Here is a 19,716-nt window from a genome sequence, read left to right on the forward strand (position 1 = left end):
CGTCACTTCGCCAGGGCCGCGCGGAGGAACTGGAGGATCTCCGCCTGGGCGGCATCGGCCTGTGGTTCCACGCCGGGCAAGGTGAGGAACGCGTGCCTCGCGCCCGGGTATTCGGAAAGCCGCACGGGCGTCCTGGCCGCGCGCAGCCGCTCGGCGTAGCGGCGGCCGTGATCGGCGAGCGCGTCCTGGGTGGGTACCACCACGAGCGCCGGGGACAGTCCGCTCAGGTCGTCCGCGTACAACGGCGAGACTGCGCCGGCGTCGCCTCCCGGCGGGACGGCGAGCCGCTGGATGAGCCGCAGTTGCGGCAGGGCCCGGGTCGGGCTGTATGCGTACTCGGCGATCGAGGGGTAGTCGAACATCGTCTCGGTCACGTCGACTGCGGGGTTGACCAGCACCTGCGCCTTGAGTTCCAGGCCGGCCTCCCTGGCCCGGATGGCCGTCAGCGCGCTGATCAGCGCACCGCAGCTCTCACCGAAGACGGCCACGCGCGCCGGGTCGACGCCCCACTGCGCGGCGTGCCGCACCACGTGCTCGAGTACCTCCCAGCCGTCGTCAGCGGCGTTCGAGAGCGAGCTGTCCGGGGCGACAAGGCGGTGCTCGACCGAGACGACGAGCGCGGGCAGGTGGGCGGCGAGGTGGCTGTTGGTCCAGTCGCACTGCACCGCCGTGCCCACGAAGCCGCCTCCGTGCACATGGACCACGAGTGGCAGGTCGGTCTGGGAGGCGGCTTCGTCATCTTCGGTCCGGGCCGGCCGGTACACCCGGACCGGTAGGTCGCGGCGGGACAGCGCGATCTTCTGCCAGTGGATCGCGGCGCCGGGGTCCGGCTCTCCGAGGATCGTCCGCGCCGTGCTGGAGGCGCGAAAGCGGTTCTCCGCTTCGCGGTAGGCGCGCAGTTCCTCGGTCGTGATCGCCGAGAAGTCCGGCTCCGGCGGCCGTGTGGCGGTAGCGGTAGTGGTCTCGCTCATGTGTCCTTCTCCCCTCCCGGCCGGATGCCGGGTGTGTCGTTGTGGCCGGACAGTGCGTTGCCCTCATTATGCACGCGGTGCGTGCAACGCCAAGTGCATAAGTTAGGCTGAGCCCGGACGAGAGGGGCGAGATGACTGGCCGCAGACGATGGTCGACCGAGGAGATCCTGGACACGGCGGTAACACTGCTGCGCACGAGCGACGCCGAGTCGTTCAGCGTGCGCAAACTCGCCGCAGCGCTCGGGACCGACTCCTCCAGCCTCTACCGGCACTTCCGCAACAAGACCGAACTGCTGCGCGCGGTCGCCGACCGGGTCCTGCTGGCCGCCATGGACAGCTACTGCCCCGAGGGCGACTGGAAGCAGCGCATCACCGCCCTGGCCCTGCGCCTGCGCGAGGCCTTCGGCGAGCAACCCCAACTCGCCGCGATCTGGGGACGCTATGGGTCCGGTGGCACCGGATCCCGGTTGGTCATGGAGGAGGTGCTGCAGGCCCTGCGCACGTCCGGCCTCCCCGACCAGGAGATCCCGGCGCGCTACCACCGCATCGTGATCCTCCTCGCCGCGCTGATCTCCTCCGAGGCCGGCATCAGCACCGTCACCCCCGAGGAGTACGAACAAGGCATGGAGCAGTTCCGCGTCGCTGTGCTCGGCGCCGACCCCGAACGCTTCCCAGCGCTGTCCCACTTCGCCCGCGACGTCCGCCCCCTCGGCGCAGACCGGCGCGCCGCGTTCGAAGAGATCCTCGCCGCCCAACTCGCCCACATCGAGGCCCAGATCCCCTGACGTGCCGGATCGCCGGCGCGAAGCGGTCCGTCGCCGCAATCGCTCCTGATCCTCCTCCAGCAGCGTCCAGACCTCGATCAGGTCTTCCGGTTCCCATGTTTCTCGGGGTTGACAGCCCTCAGTGAGTGAGGCCGGCGACGAGTTCTTCCCGGCCCGCGGTGCCGGTCTTGCGGTAGATGGACCGGAGATGGTCGATCACGGTGTGCGGGGACCTGTCGAGGGCGCGGGCGATGTGCTTGATGGGCGAGCCCTGCAGAAGGTGCCCGACGACCGTTTGCTCTCGCGGCGTGAGCCCGTACCAGGCCGAGATGGTGGACAGGAGAAGGGCGGCCGGGGCGGATTGGAACGTGATGGCCACGGCGCGCCGTACGGTGTCCCGGTTGTCTTCGTCGGCATCGAGGAACTGCGCGTGCACCGCGATCCAGCCGTCGGGTGTCGGAACGCACCTGAGCGCCGGCCGGTTGGAGCGGCGTGCCGAGTAGGTGATGTCCCAGAGCCGGTGGGCGAGTTCCGCGTTGTTCGCCAGCGAGGCCTCGGGAACGAACTGGCCCAGCCAACTGCGTGCGGACGGGGTGACGGCCTGGATCTTGTCGTCATCGCCGATGACTACAACGCCCGGCGGCAGACTGCGACGGCTCGGCCGCAGTGGCCGGGCGGCCACGAACCGTTTCAGGGCGGCGGCAAGGGGGACCGAGAGGCGTTCGGCGTGCGCCGCGTCCGTTTCCGAGAACGGCCGGTTCCCCTGGTCCCGCAGGAGCGTCAGGCCGCCCCAGACCTCCCCGCCGAGCATCAGCGCGATGCGGACTTCGCTGCCGCGCCGGGGACCGTGCATCAGGTGTGCGACGGGGCGGGGTCCGGTGTTTCTTCCGGGGCAGAAGCGGCTGGGGTCCAGGCCCGCCAGCGTGTACCGGTCGTGGGGGACGAGTTGGCCCACGAAGTGCGACAACGCGGCGGCCAGTTCCGGCACGGTCGTGGGATCCGCCGCCATGGCGGGCAGAGTGCGGTGGAGCCATTCGGCCCCGGGCCTGATCTTGCGCTTCTCCGGCATGTCACCCCCAGTTCCTGGGATGTCTCCGTGGCCACGGTCGCAGCAGACCCGATTCTATGCCGGGGACGCAAACGAGTGATAAACGACTAACAGCCCGTAACGGGATCACGGTTTGGGGTTGTTGAGCCTTTGCCCGTCCGCCGGGACGCGCGGTAGCGTGAGGCTGTTGCTGGCGCCTAAGAAGGGCCGTGCGTAGATGCGGAACATGCTGCGTACCCTGCTCGTGCCGGTGGCCGTCGCAGCCGCCACCGTCCTGCCTGTCTCCACGGCCCATGCGGCCGATGGATACGACCGATGTCCTGACGGCTACTACTGCATGTTCTCGGGTCTCGACGGCACCGGCGACATGATCACGCTGACGGGCAGCACGCCGGATCTCGCGGCGCTCGGTATGAACAGCCGGGCCGAGTCGGACTGGAACCGGACCTCTTCCACCATCTACTTGTGGTCCGGCGCGAACTACACCGGCTGTACGGCCGTCACGTCCGCCGGTCCGACCGGCAAGGGCAACTTCTTTCCCGACTTCCGGGACTTCTTCAACTCGGTGCAGTTCGACGGCCCCGGCGGCCCGAGCTGCGGCACACCGCCCGGCGGGGGCCGCTGACTAGGATTTCGTCGTTCAGACGGCCATGCCGCGTCGGAGAGTTGACAAGTCCCGTCCGATCTAACTGATCGGACGGGACTTTGGTGTTTCCTCAGGTCTGCTGCCTCAGCGGCAGGGGCCGCTTCCGTTGATCAGGCGGCAGGTGAGAGTGGCGGTGCTGGAGCTCAGAATGCCGTTCTCGTTGTTGGCCGCCGTGACACTCACTTTGTCGCCGTTCGCGATGGTGCCGGCATTGGCCCTGATGGGGATGGTGAAGGACACGATGCCGCCGTTGCCTGTTACTGACGTGTCCCCTGAGGCGAAGTCCCTGAGGTCGTCGACCACAACCCCTGTCAGGTTATCGGTGGCTCCGTTTGTGGTGTTGAAGAGAAAGCCCTGGATGTCGGTAGGGGCGTTGTTGGTGACGTCGAGCTGCACGGCAACGACCGGGGGGTCCGCGGCCTTGGCGTCAGCGGTGGCGGCCGGGGCGATGGTCAGTCCTGCCGTCACGATGGCGATGCCCAGGGCGGCGAGACCGGCGAGGCGAGAGCGTGCGATGCGCATGGCATGGTCCCTTCCTGACTGCGGTGCCAGGGGATTCGGAAGCTGTGGGAGGCTCCGCAGTTGCTCGGAGTGTCCTGTCGGAGAGTGGCTTCCGGTTATCCCCCTACAGGGGGTCGTGGATGTGTATAACGGGATAAGGACGCATTCGCGTACCTCCGGTGGTACCCGGGTGTTGACGGCGTGTGCGTAAGTCACCCGGTAGCTTTCGACTTGGGGGAGTTCCTTGAGGGCCTGCGGGCCACAGTCCTTGCCTCGCTGTCCCGTGGGGATTACCACCCGGCCGTCAGCGACTAAGCGGCGGCCGTGTAAGCGGGGCGTCCGCCGTGCAGTTCGGCGCAGGTGCCGGTGCGGGCTGCGTAGAGGGCAGCAGTGATTCGGTGCGCCTGGTACGTGATGCAGTGGGTGTGCAGGTCGTGCTGGGTGAGCCACTTGTACGCGGCGAGTTCGGGGGCCTCGGGGAGGCGGACTGCGGTGTTGTCCGGGATCGTCAGCGTCTGGTAGACGAAGTCGATCGTGGGCGGTGCGTATGTACGTGGGTCGCGTGGCGTGAAATCGGTGAGCACGAGCCGGACGGGCGTCAGGGCCAACCCTGTCGCCCGCTTGCCCTCGCGGGTCATGGCCACCCACGCCGGTTCGTCCTCCCATGCGGTGCCGCCTGGCAGTTGGAAGTTCCGGGCGGTGTCCGGGGCGCCTTTGCTGTACGGCGATACGAGCAGCACCTTGCCGTCGCCGTTGAAGATGAGGGCCAGCGCGCGGATGCGGGGTGAGGGCATGGGGGCGCCTTTCGGGTTGCGCGGGGTTTGGGCTCACTACCGAACGTCGAGATTCGGCCGCCCAACCAGCGTGGCGCGTGCGAGAGTTGGCATGCAAGTCGCGGCGACACTAGCGCCGAAAGTGGCATATTCGACGTGCAGGGCACGAGTTTTTGCGCGGTGGGCATGGGGTATCGGCCAGCAGGCACGGGTACGAGCGAGTTGGGTACCCGCGCCGCCGGGCAAGGCACGAGCTCTGCCGAGCCCGACACGGGAGGGTTCGCGGATGGCAGTGAAGACAGGGCCAACGCTTCGGCGGGTACAGCTCGGAAAGGAGCTCCGGAGGCTCCGGGACCGTGCTGAGTTGACGCCGGCCCAGGCGGTTGAGGGGCTGGGGTTCAGTGAGACGAAGTTGTGGCGCGTCGAGCGGGGGCTGACGAGCCTCGACAAGGTCCAGGACCTTCGTAATCTGTGCGAGCGGTACGGGCTGGAGGACGAGGAGGACATCGAGTTCCTGGTGCAGATCCAGCGGGATTCGCTGAGTCGTGATTGGTGGATCCCGTACCGGAACGTGATGCCCTCGGGCATGGCCACGTTCGTCGGTATGGAGAGGGACGCACGGCGGTTGCGGGGCTGGCAGCCGAGCGTGGTCTATGGGCTGCTGCAGTCGGAGCGGTACGCACGAGCGATGTTCGAGACGGCGAAGCCGATCGAAGAGACAACGACCGATTTCGTAGAGCGCAACCTCCGGCTCCGTATGGAGCGCAAAGAGATCATCACCAGGTCGGAAAAACCTGCGGAGTTGTGGGTCATTCTGGGTGAGGGCGGGCTTCGCCAGGTCTTCGGCGGACCGGAGATCATGCGTGAGCAGTACGCATTGATTGCGGAGTTGGCCAAGCTCGACAACGTGACAGTGCAAATCATGCCTTGGGCCACTCCCACTTACCGTGCCAGCAGGAACTTCACGTTGATGGAGTTCGATCCCCCGCTCCCCACAGCGGTGCACACGGACGACATCAGGTCGGTGAACATGGTGGACAAGGAAACCGAAGTCTGGATGCACACCCGCAGGTTCGATGCCATGGCCGCGGGTGCCTTGGGGCCGGGCGAGACGCCAAAGTTTTTGGAACGGCTAGCAAGAGAGCAGGCAGGGTCATGAGCACAACCCTCTGGTTCAAGTCCTCGTACAGTCACGAGAACGGGGATGCATGCGTGGAGATCGCGGCGCTGCCCGAAAGGGTCGGCATACGCGACTCCAAGAACCCCGCACCCCATCTGGCCATCCCCGCCCCCGCGTGGCACGCCTTCGTCGCCGAACTCCGCAACGCGTAAGTCACCGGATCAACTGCGTCCGCGCCAGCGATGCATAGAGCCCGTCGCGTGCGATGAGTTCCGTGTGCGTGCCCACCGCCCGTACCCGCCCCGCCTCCATCACTACGATCCGGTCCGCCGTGGTCACCGTGGACAGCCGGTGGGCCACCACCAGGACTGTCGTGTCACGGGCGGCGGCGGTGATCGTGTCGCGGAGTGCGGCCTCGTTGGCCGCGTCCAGTTGGGATGTTGCCTCGTCCAGCAGGAGGAGGCCGGGTCGGCGGAGGAGGGCGCGGGCGATGGCCAGGCGTTGGCGTTCGCCGCCGGAGAGGCGGCTGCCGCGGTGGCCGACGGCCGTGTCCAGTCCGTCGGGCAGGCGGTCGACGAGGCCGTCCAGGCGGGTCAGGTACAGCACCCGTGCGATCTCCGCAGTGGAGCAACCTTCCCTGCCGAAGGCCAAGTTGTCGCGCAGGGTGCCCGACAGGACGGGGGTGTCCTGCTCGACGTAGCCGATGCGGGCCCGCAACCGGGCCAGGGGCCAGCGCTGTACGTCCTCGCCGTCCAGCAGGACGTGTCCCGAACCGGGCTCGTAGAAGCGCTCGATCAGGGACAGGAGCGTGGTCTTGCCCGCGCCGGAGGGGCCGACGAAGGCGGTCAGTCCGCGTGCGGGGATGTCGAAGGAGACCTTGTGGTGGACGGGGCGAGCCCCGGGGCGGGGGTAGGTGAAGCAGACCCGGTCGAAGGTCACGGTGACGGGCGGCCCAGGATCCCCACTGCCTTCCGCCCGTTCCACCTCCAGCCGCTCCGCGTCCGCGATACGCCCCGCCGCCGCCGAGGCCACCTGGAACTGACCTACTCCCTCGACCACTTGACTGATCCGCGAGGCGAGGGCGAAGAGGTAGAGGAGGAAGGCGACGAGCGCGGAGACATCGATGGCGCCGGAGGCGACCCGGGCGCCGCCCATTCCCAGGACCACGAGGAAGCAGATCTGCATCACCACTATCGTCACGGTCGCCGAGACCGCCTCCCACCCGGCGACCCGCACCCCTGTGCGGCGGGCTTCCTCGGCGACGCGGTGCAGTGCCTCGGTCTCCTGGCGCTCGGCTCCGGATGCCTTCACTGTGCGGAAGGCGCCCAACGCGCGTTCCAGTGAGGCGCCGAGGCGGCCCACCGCCTCCTGGGTCGTGCGGGTGGCTCGGCCGATCCGGGGGGAGACGACGACGGCGACGATGCCGACGAAGGCGACGACCGTCAGGGTGGCGCACAGCAGAACGGGGTCGAGCAGCCCCATCATGACGACGGTCGTCGCGGTCATCAGCGTGCCGTTGACCGCGGCGGACACCGCCAGCGGGGCGGTCTGGCGCAGCAGCGTCGTGTCGGAGGTCAACCGGGCTATCAGATCGCCCGGTTCGGTGTTCTCGATTACGGGAACCCGCAGCCGCAGCAGGCGGTGGGCGAGTCGTCGGCGGGCGGCGCGGACGACGGACTCCGCCGAGCACTGGAGTACGTAGTACCCGAGCCCCACGAGCACGGCCCCGGCGATCACCAGCAGGCTGAGGATCGCGACGGCCCCGGCGGCGGGGTGCCCCTGGCCCATGTCGTCCACCACGCGCTTGGCGGCGAGGGGCTGGGCCAGGCCGAGGATGCTGCCGACGAGGCCGATGGCGAGGCCCGTTGCCAGGCGTCCGCGCTGCGGGCGCAGGTGTCTCAGCAGGGCGCGGTGTCCCGGCGGTGCCACGGTCATCGGTTCACTCCACGGTGAAGAAGCGCTGGAAGTAGTCGGCCGGTGCGCCCTCGCCGACGAGGACGCCCTCGGCCTCCACCCAGGCGTGCGCGGCGAACGGCGGCCGGGTGCGCACGCCAACGCACCAGGTGGGCCACCGGCCGTACCAGCGGCACAGCAGCACCGTGGCCAGGGACCGGGGCAGACAGCCCTGCAGCCCGCCGGCGGCCAGGCTCACGGCAACCACCGTCTCCCGTGCGGCACTTGCCTCGGCGAGCGTGGCGGGCCGGGTGCCGCCGCGCAGCCGGGCGAGGACGGTGCGGATGCGGTGGGGTGGCAGCATGGCGAGCAGATGGGCGCAGCCCACGGCGAACCGCGCGACGAAGCGGCGTCCGGGGGGAACGGAGCGGGGGTCGTAGGGGAGCGCTTCGTGAGACGTCATGCGGGCCTCCGGGGGGTTACGGGGCGACGAGCCCGGCGGAGCGGAGGTCGTCGACAATGCTGCGGACGTCCTCGGCGGCCGTGTCCTGGTCCACGTCCTCGTACTGCGCTGTCAGGATCTCGGCGGCCCGCTCGGCTCCGTGTCCGTCGAGCAGGGTGCGCAGGACGAGTGCGGCGGTCGGGTTGAGCGTCCAGTACTCGGCGCTCTTCTGGTCGAGCAGGGCGATGCCGTACTCGGTCTCGGTGAGCAGGACGCCGGGCTTGAGAGTGAGCATGTCGGTCACTTCGTTCCGTTCGCGGGGGCGGGGCGGGGCGTCATCTCCCGTGCGCGCAGCCACACTTCGCAGGCGACCGTCGCGTGGAGCAGGCAGCTCCCGGTCTCCGCGGCGAGGGAGCGTCGGCACCAGTCGCGCAGTACGTGCTCGTCGACGAGGCCGAGCCGGGCGAGCCGGGAGTCCTCGCACAGAGTCAGCAGGGCCCGGCGGTGGTCGCGCATTCCCGCTTCCTCCTCGAAGGTGGCGTTCGCTTTGGTGGCCCGGGTGCGGCTGACCTCGGGGACGATGCCTCGCATGGCCTCGACGATGAGCGGCTTGTACCGCCAGGGCGTGATGCGTTCCGAGGGGCGGACGGCGAGGGCTGCCTCGATGACGCGGGTGTCGTAGTAGGGGGAGGAGACGGTGATACCGAGCGGGGCCGCCATCTGCCCGATCTGACGGGCACATTGGGAGAGGCCGTCCATGGCGACCAGTTCGCGGTGCTCGCCGTGATTCCTGCCGCGCGGCTGGACGGGCCCGTCGGCGCGCAGGAGATCGCGCGCCTCGGCGACGGCGTCGTCCGTGGCCCAAGGCGGCATGCGCGGGGGCACCGACCAGTCGAGCAGGGGTACGCCGGGGGCGATGGCCGGTGCCGTGAGGTCGCGGGCGACCCGCTCGACCCAGGCCCGGTACGGGCGCCGGTCGAGCAGCTGGCGCAGCGTTGCCCGGCGCGACCACCGGTACTTGGCGGCGTAGCCCCGGATGGAGCGGACGGCCGTGCGGGGGTGGGTGAGCAGCAGCGCGTGCAGCCGGGCGGGTGTGCCGGCCAGGAGCTCGTCACCACCGAGGCCGGTGAAGTGCAACCGGGAGCCGCGGGCCGCGGCCTGTTCCACGATGCCCATGCGGCGGTTGCGGTCGACGGCGATGATGCTGGGTGTGTCCAGGATGTCGGTGAGGGTGTCGATTCCGTCGAAGGTCAGGGCCACGTCATGGGCCGGTACGACGTGGTGCTCGATGTTCTCCAGCGCACGGACGGTGCGTTCGGCCCAGTGCACGTCGTCACCGACGACGTCGTGGATGGCGACGGTGTAGGCGACGATCTCGGTGTCCCTGAGCGCTGCCGCGCTGCATATGGCCGTTGAATCCAGGCCGCCCAGGTCCGTGCTGACCAGGTTGTGCTCCCGGGTGCGGATCCCGACCGCCTCGACGAGCGCGTTGCGCAGGCGGATGGCGCCGGTGGCGAGGGGGAGGACCGGGTCGGGCGGTGACCACCAACGCGCCGTGCGGGCAGGGTCGTTGGCGTGCAGGGTCAGATGGTGGCCGCCCGGGACGGCGTGGAGGTTCTCCCAGAGGGGGGCTCCCGCCCAGGGGTACGGCGTGCCGGTGGTGAGCAGCGCGAGGGCGATGCGGCCCTCGTCGAGTTCGGCGGCGGTCAACTCGGCGAGGATGTCCGCCCGGTCGGCGGCCACGCTCACCGGGCCGGCGGTGGTGTGGAAGACACGGCGCAGGCCCACCGCACAGCCCCGGACACGGACGTCACCGAAGCCGCTGGCCATGAGGTGGAAGCTGCCGGGCCAGTCGGCGGCGCGGTCGAGCGCGTTGAGGGAGCGGGCGCGGGTGATGGCCGCGGCGGCCCGTCCGGCCTGTGCCGGTGTGACGGCGTGTTCGCCGGTCACCGCGATGTGCGTGCCCTGGTGTTCGCCGGTCACCATGGCTTCGGGTGCCCAGCGGCCGACGATCCAGGGCCTTCCGGAGGCGTGCCGCAGGATCCGGTGCGTGTGGGGGTGCGCCGCGCGGGCCAGGGGAGCGGCTGCGTCGGTGTCGGGGAGGACGACGAACCAGGCGGGGACGGTCCGGAGGGACAGGGACTGCTCCATGAGCCTCGGCCTTCGGTCGACGGTGCGTGGACAGGGGACCGGGTGGCGGCAGGACGCCGCCACCCGGTCAACGGACCGTCTCGGCAACGGCCCGCAGTGCACTGCCCGCAGTCGTTCGATGGGTGCGGGCGGCCCGCCTCAGCTCAGGCGAGGTTGTGGTTGGCGAGCAGGTCCTTCGGGCCGGTGTTCTTGATGCCGGTCACCTTGCGGAAGCTGCCGGCCTTGGCCAGGGTGGGACGCTCGTACGTCATGACCTTCTCCTTTTGCTTCGTGGCGATGAGAGGTTCAACAGGCGCCTGTGCGACGGGCCTTGAGAGCTCCTTGAGAGCTCCTCGCGGAGACCTCGAGCGGTTGGCCCGCGCAGCACTCAAGGTAAGTAGGACTATCGCAACACTGCAATGAATATGCGGAGGGGGGCGGGGGCATGGCCGGGGCGCGCGCTCGGCGCGTCTCGTCGGTACGCGAAGACTTGCGCCCCGAGGGCGTGCGCCATGCGAAATGTGCAGAGATTCGTTTTTCTCGGGTGCGGCTCGCGCCGGATCAGGGGGAACTGCACAGGGCCCGGCCAAACATGAATGAATTCACTGTCTGTGGGACCGAAGAAAAATGGCCGGTTCCATCCGCCCGCCGACCGGTACGGCCGACCTCCCGGCCACGGCATGTTCATGCGTCGTTCTCCCGCACCAGCAGTGCCACCGGAAACCGGTGGCGCAGCCGTGACAGCGGAACGCACTCCGGGCGCCCAGGTCTGGCGGACAAGTGGCCTTGTCGGTATGGCCCGACCGCCCTGGAATGGAGGGTGAAGGCACCGGGAGAGGAGTCGTGGTGATCAACACGTCCGAGACCCTGGCTGTGCAGACGATCGAGCACTTTCTCACACCCGAGGAGACCATCCAGGTCACCAAGATGATGGACGAGCACCTCGCCGTGACCGGCTGGGTCCCGGCGCGGCCTGCCGAGGGTCTGGCGCCGCCCGAGAGCGTGCAGGGGATCCTCGACGGCGCGATCGAGCGGGCCATGTCCGTCCTGCGCCGTGCGTTCCCGTCGGCTTCGTCGGTCAGCCCGTGGCTCTATCACGACCTCAGGCCCGGGGACAGGATCCGTGCACACGTGCACGGCATGGGCGATCCGGACGAGTGGCCCGTGCTCCTGGCCCGGGTGGTGTTCAACCTCCAGGACGCCGAGGAGGGAGGCGAGTTCTACCTCGACACCAGTTCCTGTGAGGAGCTGTGGAGCGACCGTGAGGCCGGCCGGGACGGGATGTTCGCGCCCGGAACGCGGTTCGCGCATGAGATCACGGCGCGTTCAGGCCCGGTCGACCTCAGCACCATCGCCGCCACTCGGTGGCTGTGCAAGCCTCCGCCCGGTACCACCTTGGTGTACGGGGCCCAGCTGATTCACGGAGTCACCCCCGTCGTCGCCGGACGGGTGCGCAAGCTCATCACCAACCTCTGTGCCGGTCCGGCCGTTGGCCCTGAGGGCGGCAAGGCCGCGGTCGATCCTGCTCACGGCGGAGTCGGTGACCACTAGCAGCATTCCGGGCGGCAGGCCGCGCAGCCAGGCTCGCGCGGCGGCTGCCCGGTCCGGGGTGACGGTGAGCACCGCCCGGTGGACACCGGAGGTGTACGGGCCCGGGTAGCCGGGGTCGGGGGTGAAGTCCGTCAGCGTCGTGCCCTTCGGCGTGGTCGGCAGCCGGGTGCCGTTCCGTACGGGGACCTCAAGTGCCGCCCGCAGGGCACGAGGTGGCCGGGGCAGGCGGCCGTGCAGAACGGCCTGGGCGTGTGCGCTGTGCGGGTCGATACCCGTGCTGGTCCAGCTCATGTTGGACGTGCCACCGAAGCGCCCGTTGATCTCGATGAGGTTCAGCCGTCCTTCCCGGGTGACCGCGAAGTCGATCTGCCAAGGCCCAGCCGGCCGGAAGGTGGTCACGATGTCACGTACGACGGCGGCCAGCGCAGTGTGCGCGCCCCCGGGCAGCGCGGCGGGCTGCACCCGGGCCCGCCGGCCGGGCGCGCAGTCGCGGTCGAGGGTGCCGAGCCAGGCAACCGGCCAGACGGCGGTGCCGGAGGGGAGGGTGAGGAGTTCGACGGCGAACTCCTCACCCTGCACCGCCCGCTGCACCAGCACCGGGTACCGTGGACGGTCGGCGAGGGCGGTGAGTTCCGCGGCCGTTGACACGAAGTGGCGGCCCGCGAAGGACTCGCTGCGGGCCTCTTTGATCAGTACCGGGAATCCCAACCGTCGTGCTGCGCCCGCCAGTTCGGCGGAATTGTCGCAGACCGTCCCGTCGGGCACCGGCCAGCCGCGCCGCACCGCGTACCGATGCAGGGCCACCTTGTCGCAGGCCAGGGTGGCGAAATCGGGTGGGTGCACGAGCATGCGCGGGCCGCCGTCACGCAGCTCGGCGCCCACGCGTGCGTACACCGTGAGCAGCTGCTCCTGGCCGGGGGAGGACATGTTGGGGACGGCAACATCCGCCCCGTACTCGGCGATCAGGGTTCGAACGGACTCTGCGGTCGGGTTCGCGGGCAGGATGCCGCAGGCCACCCGGGGGTCGAGGAAGCCGGTGAGATCCCGTGACCCCAGTACGGTGATCTCCGCGCCCCCCAGGGCGAGTTCCGGTACCAGTCTGTCCGCGCGGAACTCACCCAGAACCAGGACGCGCATCGTCCCTCCCTTCGCGGACCGCCCGATCCGGCGAGGCGAGCGCCGCGTCCGTGACGGTCACCATGCCGCAGCAGCCGGCCGCGTACCGCAGTGCCTGCCAGTGCCGCTCCCGGTCGAAGTCGGCCATCGCGTCGGCCACGAGGAAGGGCTGCACTCCGTGGGCGAAGGCGTCCGTGGCGGTCAGCAGACAGCCCAGGTGCGCGTACACCCCGGTGATCAGCATCTGGTCGCGTCCCCGCACCGCGAGCAGCTCGCGCAGCGGGGTGGCATGGAACGCGCTGTAGCGGTGCTTGGCGAGCACGGTGTCGCACGGCGTGGGGGCGATGGGGTCGGGGATGCGGTCGTCGTCGGACCCCTGGCCAAGACCCGGCCCCCAGAAGTCCGTCAGCAGACCACGCGCGGCGGGTGTCTGACACGGCGGCTGGGCGGTGTAGAGCACGGGGATCCCGCGGTCGCGGCAGTCGGCGACGAGGCGGGCGATGCGGGAGACGACCGGTTTGACGGGGCCGTCGGGTGCGAAGGCCCGGAGGAAGTAGTTCTGCATGTCGTGCACAAGGAGAACCGTTCTGGCGGCATCCGGGATCCAGTTCACACGATTGAGGGAGAGACATCGTGCATCGGGCAGTTCGTAGGGTGCGATACGAGGCAGAGACATCGATCACTTCCCAAGCGGAGGGCGTCCGGCCTTTCGTGTGCGGCGGCTGCACGCCATCCTTCCCGCGCCGGAGCACGGCCACCCAGGAGGCACGGACGGTGCAAAGGAATCCGCTGTGCGGCTGACCGGGCTCGACGGCGTCACCGCGGTCGTCACCGGGGCCGCGGGCGGGATAGGCAGCCGGATTGTGGAGCAACTGGCCGCAGAAGGCGCGATCGTGGCGGCGGTGGACAGCGTGCACGCGGTGCCGGAGAGGGACGCCCCGTTCCGCGTACCCGGCGGACGCGTGACTCTCCACCGGGCGGACGTGGCGGACGCCGACGCGGCGGAGCGGATCCTGGACCTGGTGGAGGCCGACGACGGACCCATCGGGCTCCTGGTGAACGTGGCCGGTGTGCTGCACACCGGCCACGTGGTCTCCCTGACCGACCAGGAATGGCAGGAACTGCTCGCGGTGAACACGACCGGGGTCCTCATCTGGTCCCGAGCCATTGTGCGGCGCATGACACCCCACCGCCGAGGCTGTGTCATCACGGTCGCCTCCAACAGCGCCGGTACCCCTCGCGCCGGGATGGCCGCCTACGCCGCGACCAAGGCGGCAGCCGTCGCGCTCACCCTCGGTCTCGGCCTGGAGGTCGCCCGGCTCGGCATCCGCTGCAACGTCGTCTGCCCCGGTTCCACCGACACCGCCATGCTCCGCCGCATGGCGTCCACCCCCGAGGCCATCGACACCGTCGTACAGGGCGACCCCGCGGCCTTTCGCATCGGCATCCCGCTCGGCCGCCTCGCGGACCCCGCGGACATCGCGGCGGCCGTCGTCTTCCTCGCATCCGACCAGGCTCGCCACATCGCCCTGCACAGCCTCTACGTGGACGGCGGAGCCGCCCTGCACGGGTGAGGACGCGGCCACCAGTCAGGAGGAGTACGAGGCAATGTCACCACGCTCCCGGGCCGCCGACGCCGATCACTGGCTGCTGTCCTCCCCCCGCAGCACCTTCGCCGCCCGGGGTGGCGATCTGCTGACCGTGCGGACCGGCAGCGGGCAGTTCGGCACGCTCGCCGCCACCGCGGAAACAGTACTGCGCACGAGCCCCACGGGTACGGTCGTCGTAGGTGCCCTCCCTTTCGACGAGGCCGTCCCCGCGCATCTGCTCGCCACCCGCCTCGAACGCCGTGCCCACCGGACTGCCGAGCGAGCGGCTGTCCTCAGCAACATCCTTGCGCCGGACGTCATTTCGCCATCGGTCATCAGTGCGGGCCCGGCCTCGCCATCGCCCTTGCCGGAGCCCTCGCCACAGGACTACCTGGACGCCGTCCGCAGTGCTGTGGCCGAGATCGAAGCCGGTACCGTCGACAAGGTCGTGCTGGCCCGCACCCTCCGCGTCCCCTTCGACGGCGGCCCGGACGCCCGTCACCTGGCCGCGGCGCTCCTCGTCGCCCTGGCCCGCAGAGAGCCGGCCGGCCACCTGTTCTCCGTCACACTGCCGCGACCGCACCCGGGTTCGGCGGCGCCGGTCCTGGTCGGCGCGACCCCGGAGACACTGCTCCGGCGCACCGGTGACCTCCTCGTCCTCAGCCCGCTCGCCGGAACCGCTGTCCGGCACCCCGACCCCGCGGCCGATCGTGTCCGGGCCGAGGAACTGCTGCGTTCGCAGAAGGACCGCGCGGAACACCGGCACGTCATCGAGGCCTTGCGGCATACGCTGCGCCCCTTGTGCCATGCCGTCGACATACCGGACGAACCCCGGCTGCACGCCACTGGCCGCCTGTGGCACCTGTACACCCCTGTCCGTGCGCAGCTGCGCCGCCCGGCACCGTCCGCGCTCGCCCTGGCCACCGCCCTGCACCCCACCCCGGCCGTGTGCGGGACGCCCACCTCCCGGGCCGCCGCACTGGTCCGCTCACTCGAACCAGTGCCGCGACGCTACTTCTCCGGCCTCGTCGGCTGGATGGACCGGTCAGGAGACGGGCACTGGGTGATCGCGCTGCGCTGCGGAGAAGCAGATGCCTGCGGACTCCGCCTGTACGCGGGTGCCGGCATCGTCGCCGCATCCCGTCCGGACGCGGAACTCGCCGAGACACAGGCGAAGTTGGGCACCATGCTCGGCGCTCTGGAGGAGATCCGCCGCCACGGCGCGCCTCCGACGGCGGCGCCGGGACAGTGCCTCTCATGAAAGGAGTCCCTGCGTGGACACGGACGTCGACGTGCTCGTGGTCGGTTCGGGCCCCACCGGGCTGCTGCTCGCCGCCGAACTGGCGCTGGCCGGAGTACGCACCCGCATCGTCGAACGGCGCATGGCGCGGCAGCGCGACTCGCGCGCCCTGAATCTGCACCCGCGCAGCCTGGAACTCCTGGACCTGCGCGGTCTGGCCGGCCGGTTTCTGGCCGCAGGCCGGACCGTACCCGGCTGGCAGTTCACCGGCACCCTGAAGACTCCGCTGGACTTCTCCGCCCTTCCCACCCGGCACCCCTACGCACTCCTGTTGGCCCAGGCACGCACCGAGGCACTTCTGGAGGACTGGGCCCGATACCTCGGGGTCCGGATCCGCCGCGGTCATGAGGTGAGGGGACTCGTGCAGGACGTGACGGGTGTTGAGGTGGAACTGCGCGGACCCGACGGCGCGACCTCGACCCGTGCCCGCTACGTGGTCGGATGCGACGGCAGCCGCAGCGTCGTGCGCCAGGCCGCCGGCATCGGATTCCCGGGTACGGAGGAGTCGTTCACCGCGATGGTGGGCGACTTCGCCACCGCCGACCACTCGGACCTCGAACAGGCACGACAGCGCGGGGTACTTGTCGCGCGACTGGAACCCGGCCTGACCCGGTTCGTTGTGATGGACCCCCGGCGGATGAGGGTTCCGTCGGCGGAGCCCGTCACCCTGGGGGAGTTCCGCACCTCACTGCTGCGCGTATGCGGCACCGACTGCGGAGTCGGCCGACCGAGCTGGCTCTCGCGGTTCGGCAACACCACCCGCCTCGCGGAGCACTACCGGGCCGGTCGCGTTCTGGTCGCCGGAGACGCCGCGCACGTCCACTTCCCCGTCGGCGCCCAGGGCCTCAACACCGGCCTCCAGGACGCGATGAACCTCGGTTGGAAGCTGGCTGCCACGCTGCGGGGGTGGGCTGCGTCGGGCTTGCTGGATACCTATCACGAGGAGCGGCACCTGGTCGGCAGAGCCGTCACCGAGCGCACCGAGGCCCAGACCCTCCTGCTCGAACTGCCGCTCACAGAACGCTACGGCCGCCCCGCGACCCTGCTGTGCGAACTGCTGAACTCCCTGCTCGGCCTGGAAGAAACCAACCGCCACCTGGCCGGACAACTCTCCGCAGTGGACACTTTCTACCCGCCTGCCGATCCCGCGGCACACCCGCTCGTGGGCCGGCGCATGCCGGATATCCCCCTCACGCTGCAACACGGCCACCGGACCCGGGTCTTCGAACTCCTTCACGACGGGGGATTCCTTCTGCTTCGCCTGGGCCGTCACGCCGAGGCGGCCGATCCTGGTCGACTTCCGGTCGCCGTGCGTTCGGTAGTCGCCGAGACAGACAACAAGGACGCGGCCCTCGATGGCATCGCCGAGGTGCTCATCCGCCCGGACGGTCACATCGCCTGGGCCACGCGCACCATCCACTCCCATCGCCTCCGTGAGGAACGCTCGCGGGCACTGAGCGCCTGGATATGCCTGTAGTCGTCTTTGTCTACTCCCGCACCAGCAACGCCACCGGAAACCGATGCAGCAGCCGAGACAGCAGCACCCGCTCCGGGCACACCCGCCCGGTCAGCAACTCCCGCCACGCACACTCCCCCGGCAACGCCAACGCCGTCTCGCGCCAGCCGCCTTCGGTGGCCAGCCGGTGCGGCAGCCGCGTCACGACGGAGACTGCCTGCCCCGAGCGGGCGAAGGCCACGGCATGGCCTGCTGCCGGACCGTCCGTGGTCAGCGGCTCGTACGTGGCACCGGCGCCGAACCACTCGGGATGCGTACGGCGCAGCCGTAGTGCCGTGCGGGTCAGGTGCAGCTTGTCGGCGGACAGCCCATTCGGTTCGTCGTCGGGGAAGCGCGGCGGGCGGCGGTTGTCGGGGTCGACCAGGGCCGCGTACACGCGCTCGGTGCCCATGTAGAGCTCCGGCACCCCCGGCATGGTCAGCTGGAGCAGCGCCGCGCCAAGCGTGTTAGCCCGTACGGACGGCTCCGACTCGCCTGAGAAGGCAGTCAGTTCGCGATGGGCGGGACCGCAGGGGCCCGTGACGACGAACGACTCGACCGCCGCCTCGTACGCCGTGTCCGGCTCGGTCCATGTCGTGCGCAGGGCGGCCTCGCGCATGCTCTTGACGATGGCAGGGGCGAGCCGCAGGGCGTCCGGTGAGTCCAGGCCGAAGACGGTCTGCCAGGCGAACCACGCCACGTGGGCATCGGGGGCGGGGAACTCCGCATGCAGTCGTCCGACCAACTCGGCCCACTCGACCGGGCGTTCTGTCAGCGCCGCGATCCGCGCCCGGACGTCCGCGCTGCGCTTGGTGTCGTGCGTGGACAGCACCGTCCCGGTGAGGGGCCAGTCGCGTTGCTGACGGGTGCAGTGGGCGTGGAACTCCTCGGGCGGGACGGCGGGCCGGTCCGGGCTGCCGCCGACCTCGGTGGCGGAGAGGAGCGGTACGTAGCGGTAGAAGGCCGTGTCCTCCACGGCCTTGGCCCGCACCGCGGCCGCCGTCTGCGCGAACCGTGCGCAGAAGTCGCGGTGTTCGGGACCGTCCCCGAGCCGCCCGAGGGCCGCGTCCCGAACGACCTCGACGGCGTGCGCCTCCTCCGGCACGGCGAAGGCCGAACGCGCGTCCTGCGCGGCCTCGTCGAGCATCGCGGCGTCGGCCGCGGCGGCGGGTTCGCCGGGTATGGCGTACGGGCGGTAGACGGGCAGGCGGACGAGGATCTCGTGCAGCGCGGTGCGCAGTGCCCAGGGGGCGTGGTCGCGCAGCTGGTGCGAGGTCTCGCAGAGGCGGATGGCGCAGCGGACCAGACGTTCGCTCTCCGCGGCGAGTTCTTGGGTGGCGATGCGGTACGCCGCGCGGCGTGCGGTCGCGGCCCAGTCGCCGCCGCGGTCGTCGGGAGGGGAGGCGAAGGCGCGGTAGGCGGCGGTGAGTTCGGCGGCGCCCTCGGGGTCGGCGAAGAGGCCGTCGATGTGGCGGAGGGCGTCGTAGCCGGTGGTGCCGGCGACGGGCCAGTCGGCGGGGAGGCGTTCGTCGCGGGCGAGGATCTTCTCGGCCACGGTCCATCGTCCGCCGGTGGCCTCGTGCAGGCGGCGGAGGTAGCCGGCCGGGTCGGCGAGGCCGTCGGGGTGGTCGACGCGCAGCCCGTCGAGTACGCCCTCGTGCAGGAGTTGGATGACCTTGGCGTGGGTGGCGGCGAACACCTCCGGGTCCTCGGCGCGTACGGCGATCAGCTCGGATACGGTGAAGAAGCGCCGGTGGTTGAGCTCCGTACGGGCCAGTCGCCACCAGGCGGGCCGGTACCACTGGGCGTCCAACAGCTCGGGCAGCGGCAGTTGTTCGGTGCCGGGGCGCAGGGGAAGTACGTGGTCGCGGTAGTGGAGGACGTCGTCAGCCACGGTGAAGTGGTCCAGCTCCTCGCCCATTCGTCCGGCGAGTACCGGGAGCAGTATCTTGCCGCCGTGTTCGGCCCAGTCGATGTCGAACCAGCGGGCGTAGGGGGAGGCGGGGCCGTCGCGCAGGACCTCCCACAGCGGGGTGTTGAGGTGTTCGGGGGCGGGGATGGCCATGTGGTTCGGCACGATGTCGAGGATGAGCCCCATGCCGTGCTTCCGGCCGGTGCGGGCGAGGGCGCGCAGGCCTGCCTCGCCGCCGAGTTCGGCGCGTACGGCCGTGTGGCCCGTCACGTCGTAGCCGTGGGTGGAGCCGGGGACGGCCTCGAGGACGGGGGAGAGATGGAGGTGGGAGACACCGAGGGAAGCGAGGTGGGGCACTGCCCGCTCGGCCGCGGAGAAGGGGAAGGAGGGCTGGAGCTGGAGTCGGTAGGTGGCGGTCGGCGGTGCCGAGCTATCGCGCTTCATGGGAACATTCGTACCCTTGCC

At 70.3% G+C, this 19,716-nt stretch carries 19 protein-coding genes; 7 read left to right on the forward strand and 12 right to left on the reverse strand.

Features of this window, described 5'->3' with window-relative positions:
• Nucleotides 1-2 precede the first annotated feature (2 nt).
• Complete coding sequence (locus tag ACV530_RS07050; RefSeq protein WP_494331396.1) at nt 3-971, reverse strand: alpha/beta hydrolase; 969 nt, start codon at nt 969-971, stop codon at nt 3-5.
• Between the two features lie 131 nt (nt 972-1,102).
• Here ACV530_RS07050 and ACV530_RS07055 point away from each other — a divergent pair, with 131 nt between their 5' ends.
• Nucleotides 1,103-1,756 carry a TetR/AcrR family transcriptional regulator gene (locus ACV530_RS07055; protein ID WP_494331397.1) on the forward strand — a complete coding sequence of 218 codons (654 nt, stop codon included), beginning with the start codon at nt 1,103-1,105 and terminating at the stop codon, nt 1,754-1,756.
• Nucleotides 1,757-1,874: 118 nt separating this feature from the next.
• On the opposite strand, the gene ACV530_RS07060 is transcribed toward ACV530_RS07055, so the two are convergent.
• Nucleotides 1,875-2,804, reverse strand: coding sequence for a helix-turn-helix transcriptional regulator (locus ACV530_RS07060; protein WP_494331398.1), 930 nt, complete (start codon nt 2,802-2,804; stop codon nt 1,875-1,877).
• 205 nt (nt 2,805-3,009) lie between these two features.
• On the opposite strand from ACV530_RS07060, the gene ACV530_RS07065 reads away from it, so the two are divergent.
• On the forward strand, nt 3,010-3,408 hold the full coding sequence (locus ACV530_RS07065; RefSeq protein ID WP_494331399.1) for a peptidase inhibitor family I36 protein: 399 nt from the start codon (nt 3,010-3,012) through the stop codon (nt 3,406-3,408).
• A gap of 105 nt (nt 3,409-3,513) precedes the next feature.
• Here the strand turns inward: ACV530_RS07065 and ACV530_RS07070 are convergent, their stop codons facing one another.
• Nucleotides 3,514-3,951 carry a hypothetical protein gene (locus ACV530_RS07070; protein WP_494331400.1) on the reverse strand — a complete coding sequence of 146 codons (438 nt, stop codon included), beginning with the start codon at nt 3,949-3,951 and terminating at the stop codon, nt 3,514-3,516.
• 290 nt (nt 3,952-4,241) lie between these two features.
• Entirely contained in the window at nt 4,242-4,724 is a 483-nt protein-coding gene (locus ACV530_RS07075) for an NUDIX domain-containing protein (protein ID WP_494331401.1), read from the reverse strand.
• A gap of 265 nt (nt 4,725-4,989) precedes the next feature.
• Here ACV530_RS07075 and ACV530_RS07080 point away from each other — a divergent pair, with 265 nt between their 5' ends.
• Both ACV530_RS07080 and ACV530_RS07085 read left to right on the forward strand, forming a co-directional pair.
• Entirely contained in the window at nt 4,990-5,862 is an 873-nt protein-coding gene (locus ACV530_RS07080; protein ID WP_494331402.1) for a helix-turn-helix domain-containing protein, read from the forward strand.
• Nucleotides 5,859-6,035, forward strand: coding sequence for a DUF397 domain-containing protein (locus ACV530_RS07085; protein WP_494331403.1), 177 nt, complete (start codon nt 5,859-5,861; stop codon nt 6,033-6,035). The genes ACV530_RS07080 and ACV530_RS07085 overlap by 4 nt, the downstream gene beginning before the upstream one ends.
• 1 nt (nt 6,036) lies before the next feature.
• Here the strand turns inward: ACV530_RS07085 and ACV530_RS07090 are convergent, their stop codons facing one another.
• From ACV530_RS07090 to ACV530_RS07120, 7 genes are all read right to left on the reverse strand, one after another.
• Nucleotides 6,037-7,758 (reverse strand): ABC transporter ATP-binding protein, encoded by a 1,722-nt coding sequence (locus ACV530_RS07090; protein WP_494331404.1) that lies wholly within the window; start codon nt 7,756-7,758, stop codon nt 6,037-6,039.
• Between the two features lie 4 nt (nt 7,759-7,762).
• Nucleotides 7,763-8,179 carry a lasso peptide biosynthesis B2 protein gene (locus tag ACV530_RS07095; RefSeq protein ID WP_494331405.1) on the reverse strand — a complete coding sequence of 139 codons (417 nt, stop codon included), beginning with the start codon at nt 8,177-8,179 and terminating at the stop codon, nt 7,763-7,765.
• A 16-nt stretch (nt 8,180-8,195) separates the two neighbouring features.
• Nucleotides 8,196-8,453, reverse strand: coding sequence for a lasso peptide biosynthesis PqqD family chaperone (locus tag ACV530_RS07100; RefSeq protein ID WP_494331406.1), 258 nt, complete (start codon nt 8,451-8,453; stop codon nt 8,196-8,198).
• 5 nt (nt 8,454-8,458) lie between these two features.
• On the reverse strand, nt 8,459-10,309 hold the full coding sequence (locus ACV530_RS07105) for a lasso peptide isopeptide bond-forming cyclase (RefSeq protein WP_494331407.1): 1,851 nt from the start codon (nt 10,307-10,309) through the stop codon (nt 8,459-8,461).
• A 143-nt stretch (nt 10,310-10,452) separates the two neighbouring features.
• Nucleotides 10,453-10,560: a keywimysin-related RiPP gene (locus tag ACV530_RS07110; RefSeq protein WP_494331408.1), complete on the reverse strand. Its 108-nt coding sequence runs from the start codon at nt 10,558-10,560 to the stop codon at nt 10,453-10,455.
• Nucleotides 10,561-11,614: 1,054 nt separating this feature from the next.
• Nucleotides 11,615-12,976 (reverse strand): ATP-grasp domain-containing protein, encoded by a 1,362-nt coding sequence (locus tag ACV530_RS07115; RefSeq protein WP_494331409.1) that lies wholly within the window; start codon nt 12,974-12,976, stop codon nt 11,615-11,617.
• Entirely contained in the window at nt 12,954-13,529 is a 576-nt protein-coding gene (locus ACV530_RS07120) for an isochorismatase family protein (RefSeq protein ID WP_494331410.1), read from the reverse strand. The genes ACV530_RS07115 and ACV530_RS07120 overlap by 23 nt, the downstream gene beginning before the upstream one ends.
• 217 nt (nt 13,530-13,746) lie before the next feature.
• Between ACV530_RS07120 and ACV530_RS07125 the strand changes: the two genes are divergently transcribed.
• The 3 genes from ACV530_RS07125 to ACV530_RS07135 are packed head-to-tail and all read left to right on the forward strand — an operon-like array spanning nt 13,747 to nt 17,321.
• On the forward strand, nt 13,747-14,529 hold the full coding sequence (locus tag ACV530_RS07125) for an SDR family oxidoreductase (protein ID WP_494331411.1): 783 nt from the start codon (nt 13,747-13,749) through the stop codon (nt 14,527-14,529).
• A 34-nt stretch (nt 14,530-14,563) separates the two neighbouring features.
• The gene (locus tag ACV530_RS07130; protein ID WP_494331412.1) at nt 14,564-15,805 is read left to right on the forward strand and encodes an isochorismate synthase; all 1,242 of its coding nucleotides are present in this window, start codon (nt 14,564-14,566) and stop codon (nt 15,803-15,805) included.
• Nucleotides 15,806-15,818: 13 nt separating this feature from the next.
• On the forward strand, nt 15,819-17,321 hold the full coding sequence (locus ACV530_RS07135; protein ID WP_494331413.1) for an FAD-dependent monooxygenase: 1,503 nt from the start codon (nt 15,819-15,821) through the stop codon (nt 17,319-17,321).
• A 10-nt stretch (nt 17,322-17,331) separates the two neighbouring features.
• Here ACV530_RS07135 and treY read toward each other — a convergent pair whose 3' ends face one another.
• Nucleotides 17,332-19,695, reverse strand: coding sequence for a malto-oligosyltrehalose synthase (gene treY / locus ACV530_RS07140; RefSeq protein ID WP_494331414.1), 2,364 nt, complete (start codon nt 19,693-19,695; stop codon nt 17,332-17,334).
• Nucleotides 19,696-19,716 lie beyond the last annotated feature (21 nt).

Source organism: Streptomyces sp. SX-6, from assembly GCF_059089585.1.

Bases quoted from the DNA above. Each gene is read 5' to 3' on its own strand.
- ACV530_RS07050 (WP_494331396.1), bottom strand. From the start codon at position 971: ATGAGCGAGACCACTACCGCTACCGCCACACGGCCGCCGGAGCCGGAC.
- ACV530_RS07055 (WP_494331397.1), top strand. From the start codon at position 1,103: ATGACTGGCCGCAGACGATGGTCGACCGAGGAGATCCTGGACACGGCG.
- ACV530_RS07060 (WP_494331398.1), bottom strand. From the start codon at position 2,804: ATGCCGGAGAAGCGCAAGATCAGGCCCGGGGCCGAATGGCTCCACCGC.
- ACV530_RS07065 (WP_494331399.1), top strand. From the start codon at position 3,010: ATGCTGCGTACCCTGCTCGTGCCGGTGGCCGTCGCAGCCGCCACCGTC.
- ACV530_RS07070 (WP_494331400.1), bottom strand. From the start codon at position 3,951: ATGCGCATCGCACGCTCTCGCCTCGCCGGTCTCGCCGCCCTGGGCATC.
- ACV530_RS07075 (WP_494331401.1), bottom strand. From the start codon at position 4,724: ATGCCCTCACCCCGCATCCGCGCGCTGGCCCTCATCTTCAACGGCGAC.
- ACV530_RS07080 (WP_494331402.1), top strand. From the start codon at position 4,990: ATGGCAGTGAAGACAGGGCCAACGCTTCGGCGGGTACAGCTCGGAAAG.
- ACV530_RS07085 (WP_494331403.1), top strand. From the start codon at position 5,859: ATGAGCACAACCCTCTGGTTCAAGTCCTCGTACAGTCACGAGAACGGG.
- ACV530_RS07090 (WP_494331404.1), bottom strand. From the start codon at position 7,758: ATGACCGTGGCACCGCCGGGACACCGCGCCCTGCTGAGACACCTGCGC.
- ACV530_RS07095 (WP_494331405.1), bottom strand. From the start codon at position 8,179: ATGACGTCTCACGAAGCGCTCCCCTACGACCCCCGCTCCGTTCCCCCC.
- ACV530_RS07100 (WP_494331406.1), bottom strand. From the start codon at position 8,453: ATGCTCACTCTCAAGCCCGGCGTCCTGCTCACCGAGACCGAGTACGGC.
- ACV530_RS07105 (WP_494331407.1), bottom strand. From the start codon at position 10,309: ATGGAGCAGTCCCTGTCCCTCCGGACCGTCCCCGCCTGGTTCGTCGTC.
- ACV530_RS07110 (WP_494331408.1), bottom strand. From the start codon at position 10,560: ATGACGTACGAGCGTCCCACCCTGGCCAAGGCCGGCAGCTTCCGCAAG.
- ACV530_RS07115 (WP_494331409.1), bottom strand. From the start codon at position 12,976: ATGCGCGTCCTGGTTCTGGGTGAGTTCCGCGCGGACAGACTGGTACCG.
- ACV530_RS07130 (WP_494331412.1), top strand. From the start codon at position 14,564: ATGTCACCACGCTCCCGGGCCGCCGACGCCGATCACTGGCTGCTGTCC.
- treY (WP_494331414.1), bottom strand. From the start codon at position 19,695: ATGAAGCGCGATAGCTCGGCACCGCCGACCGCCACCTACCGACTCCAG.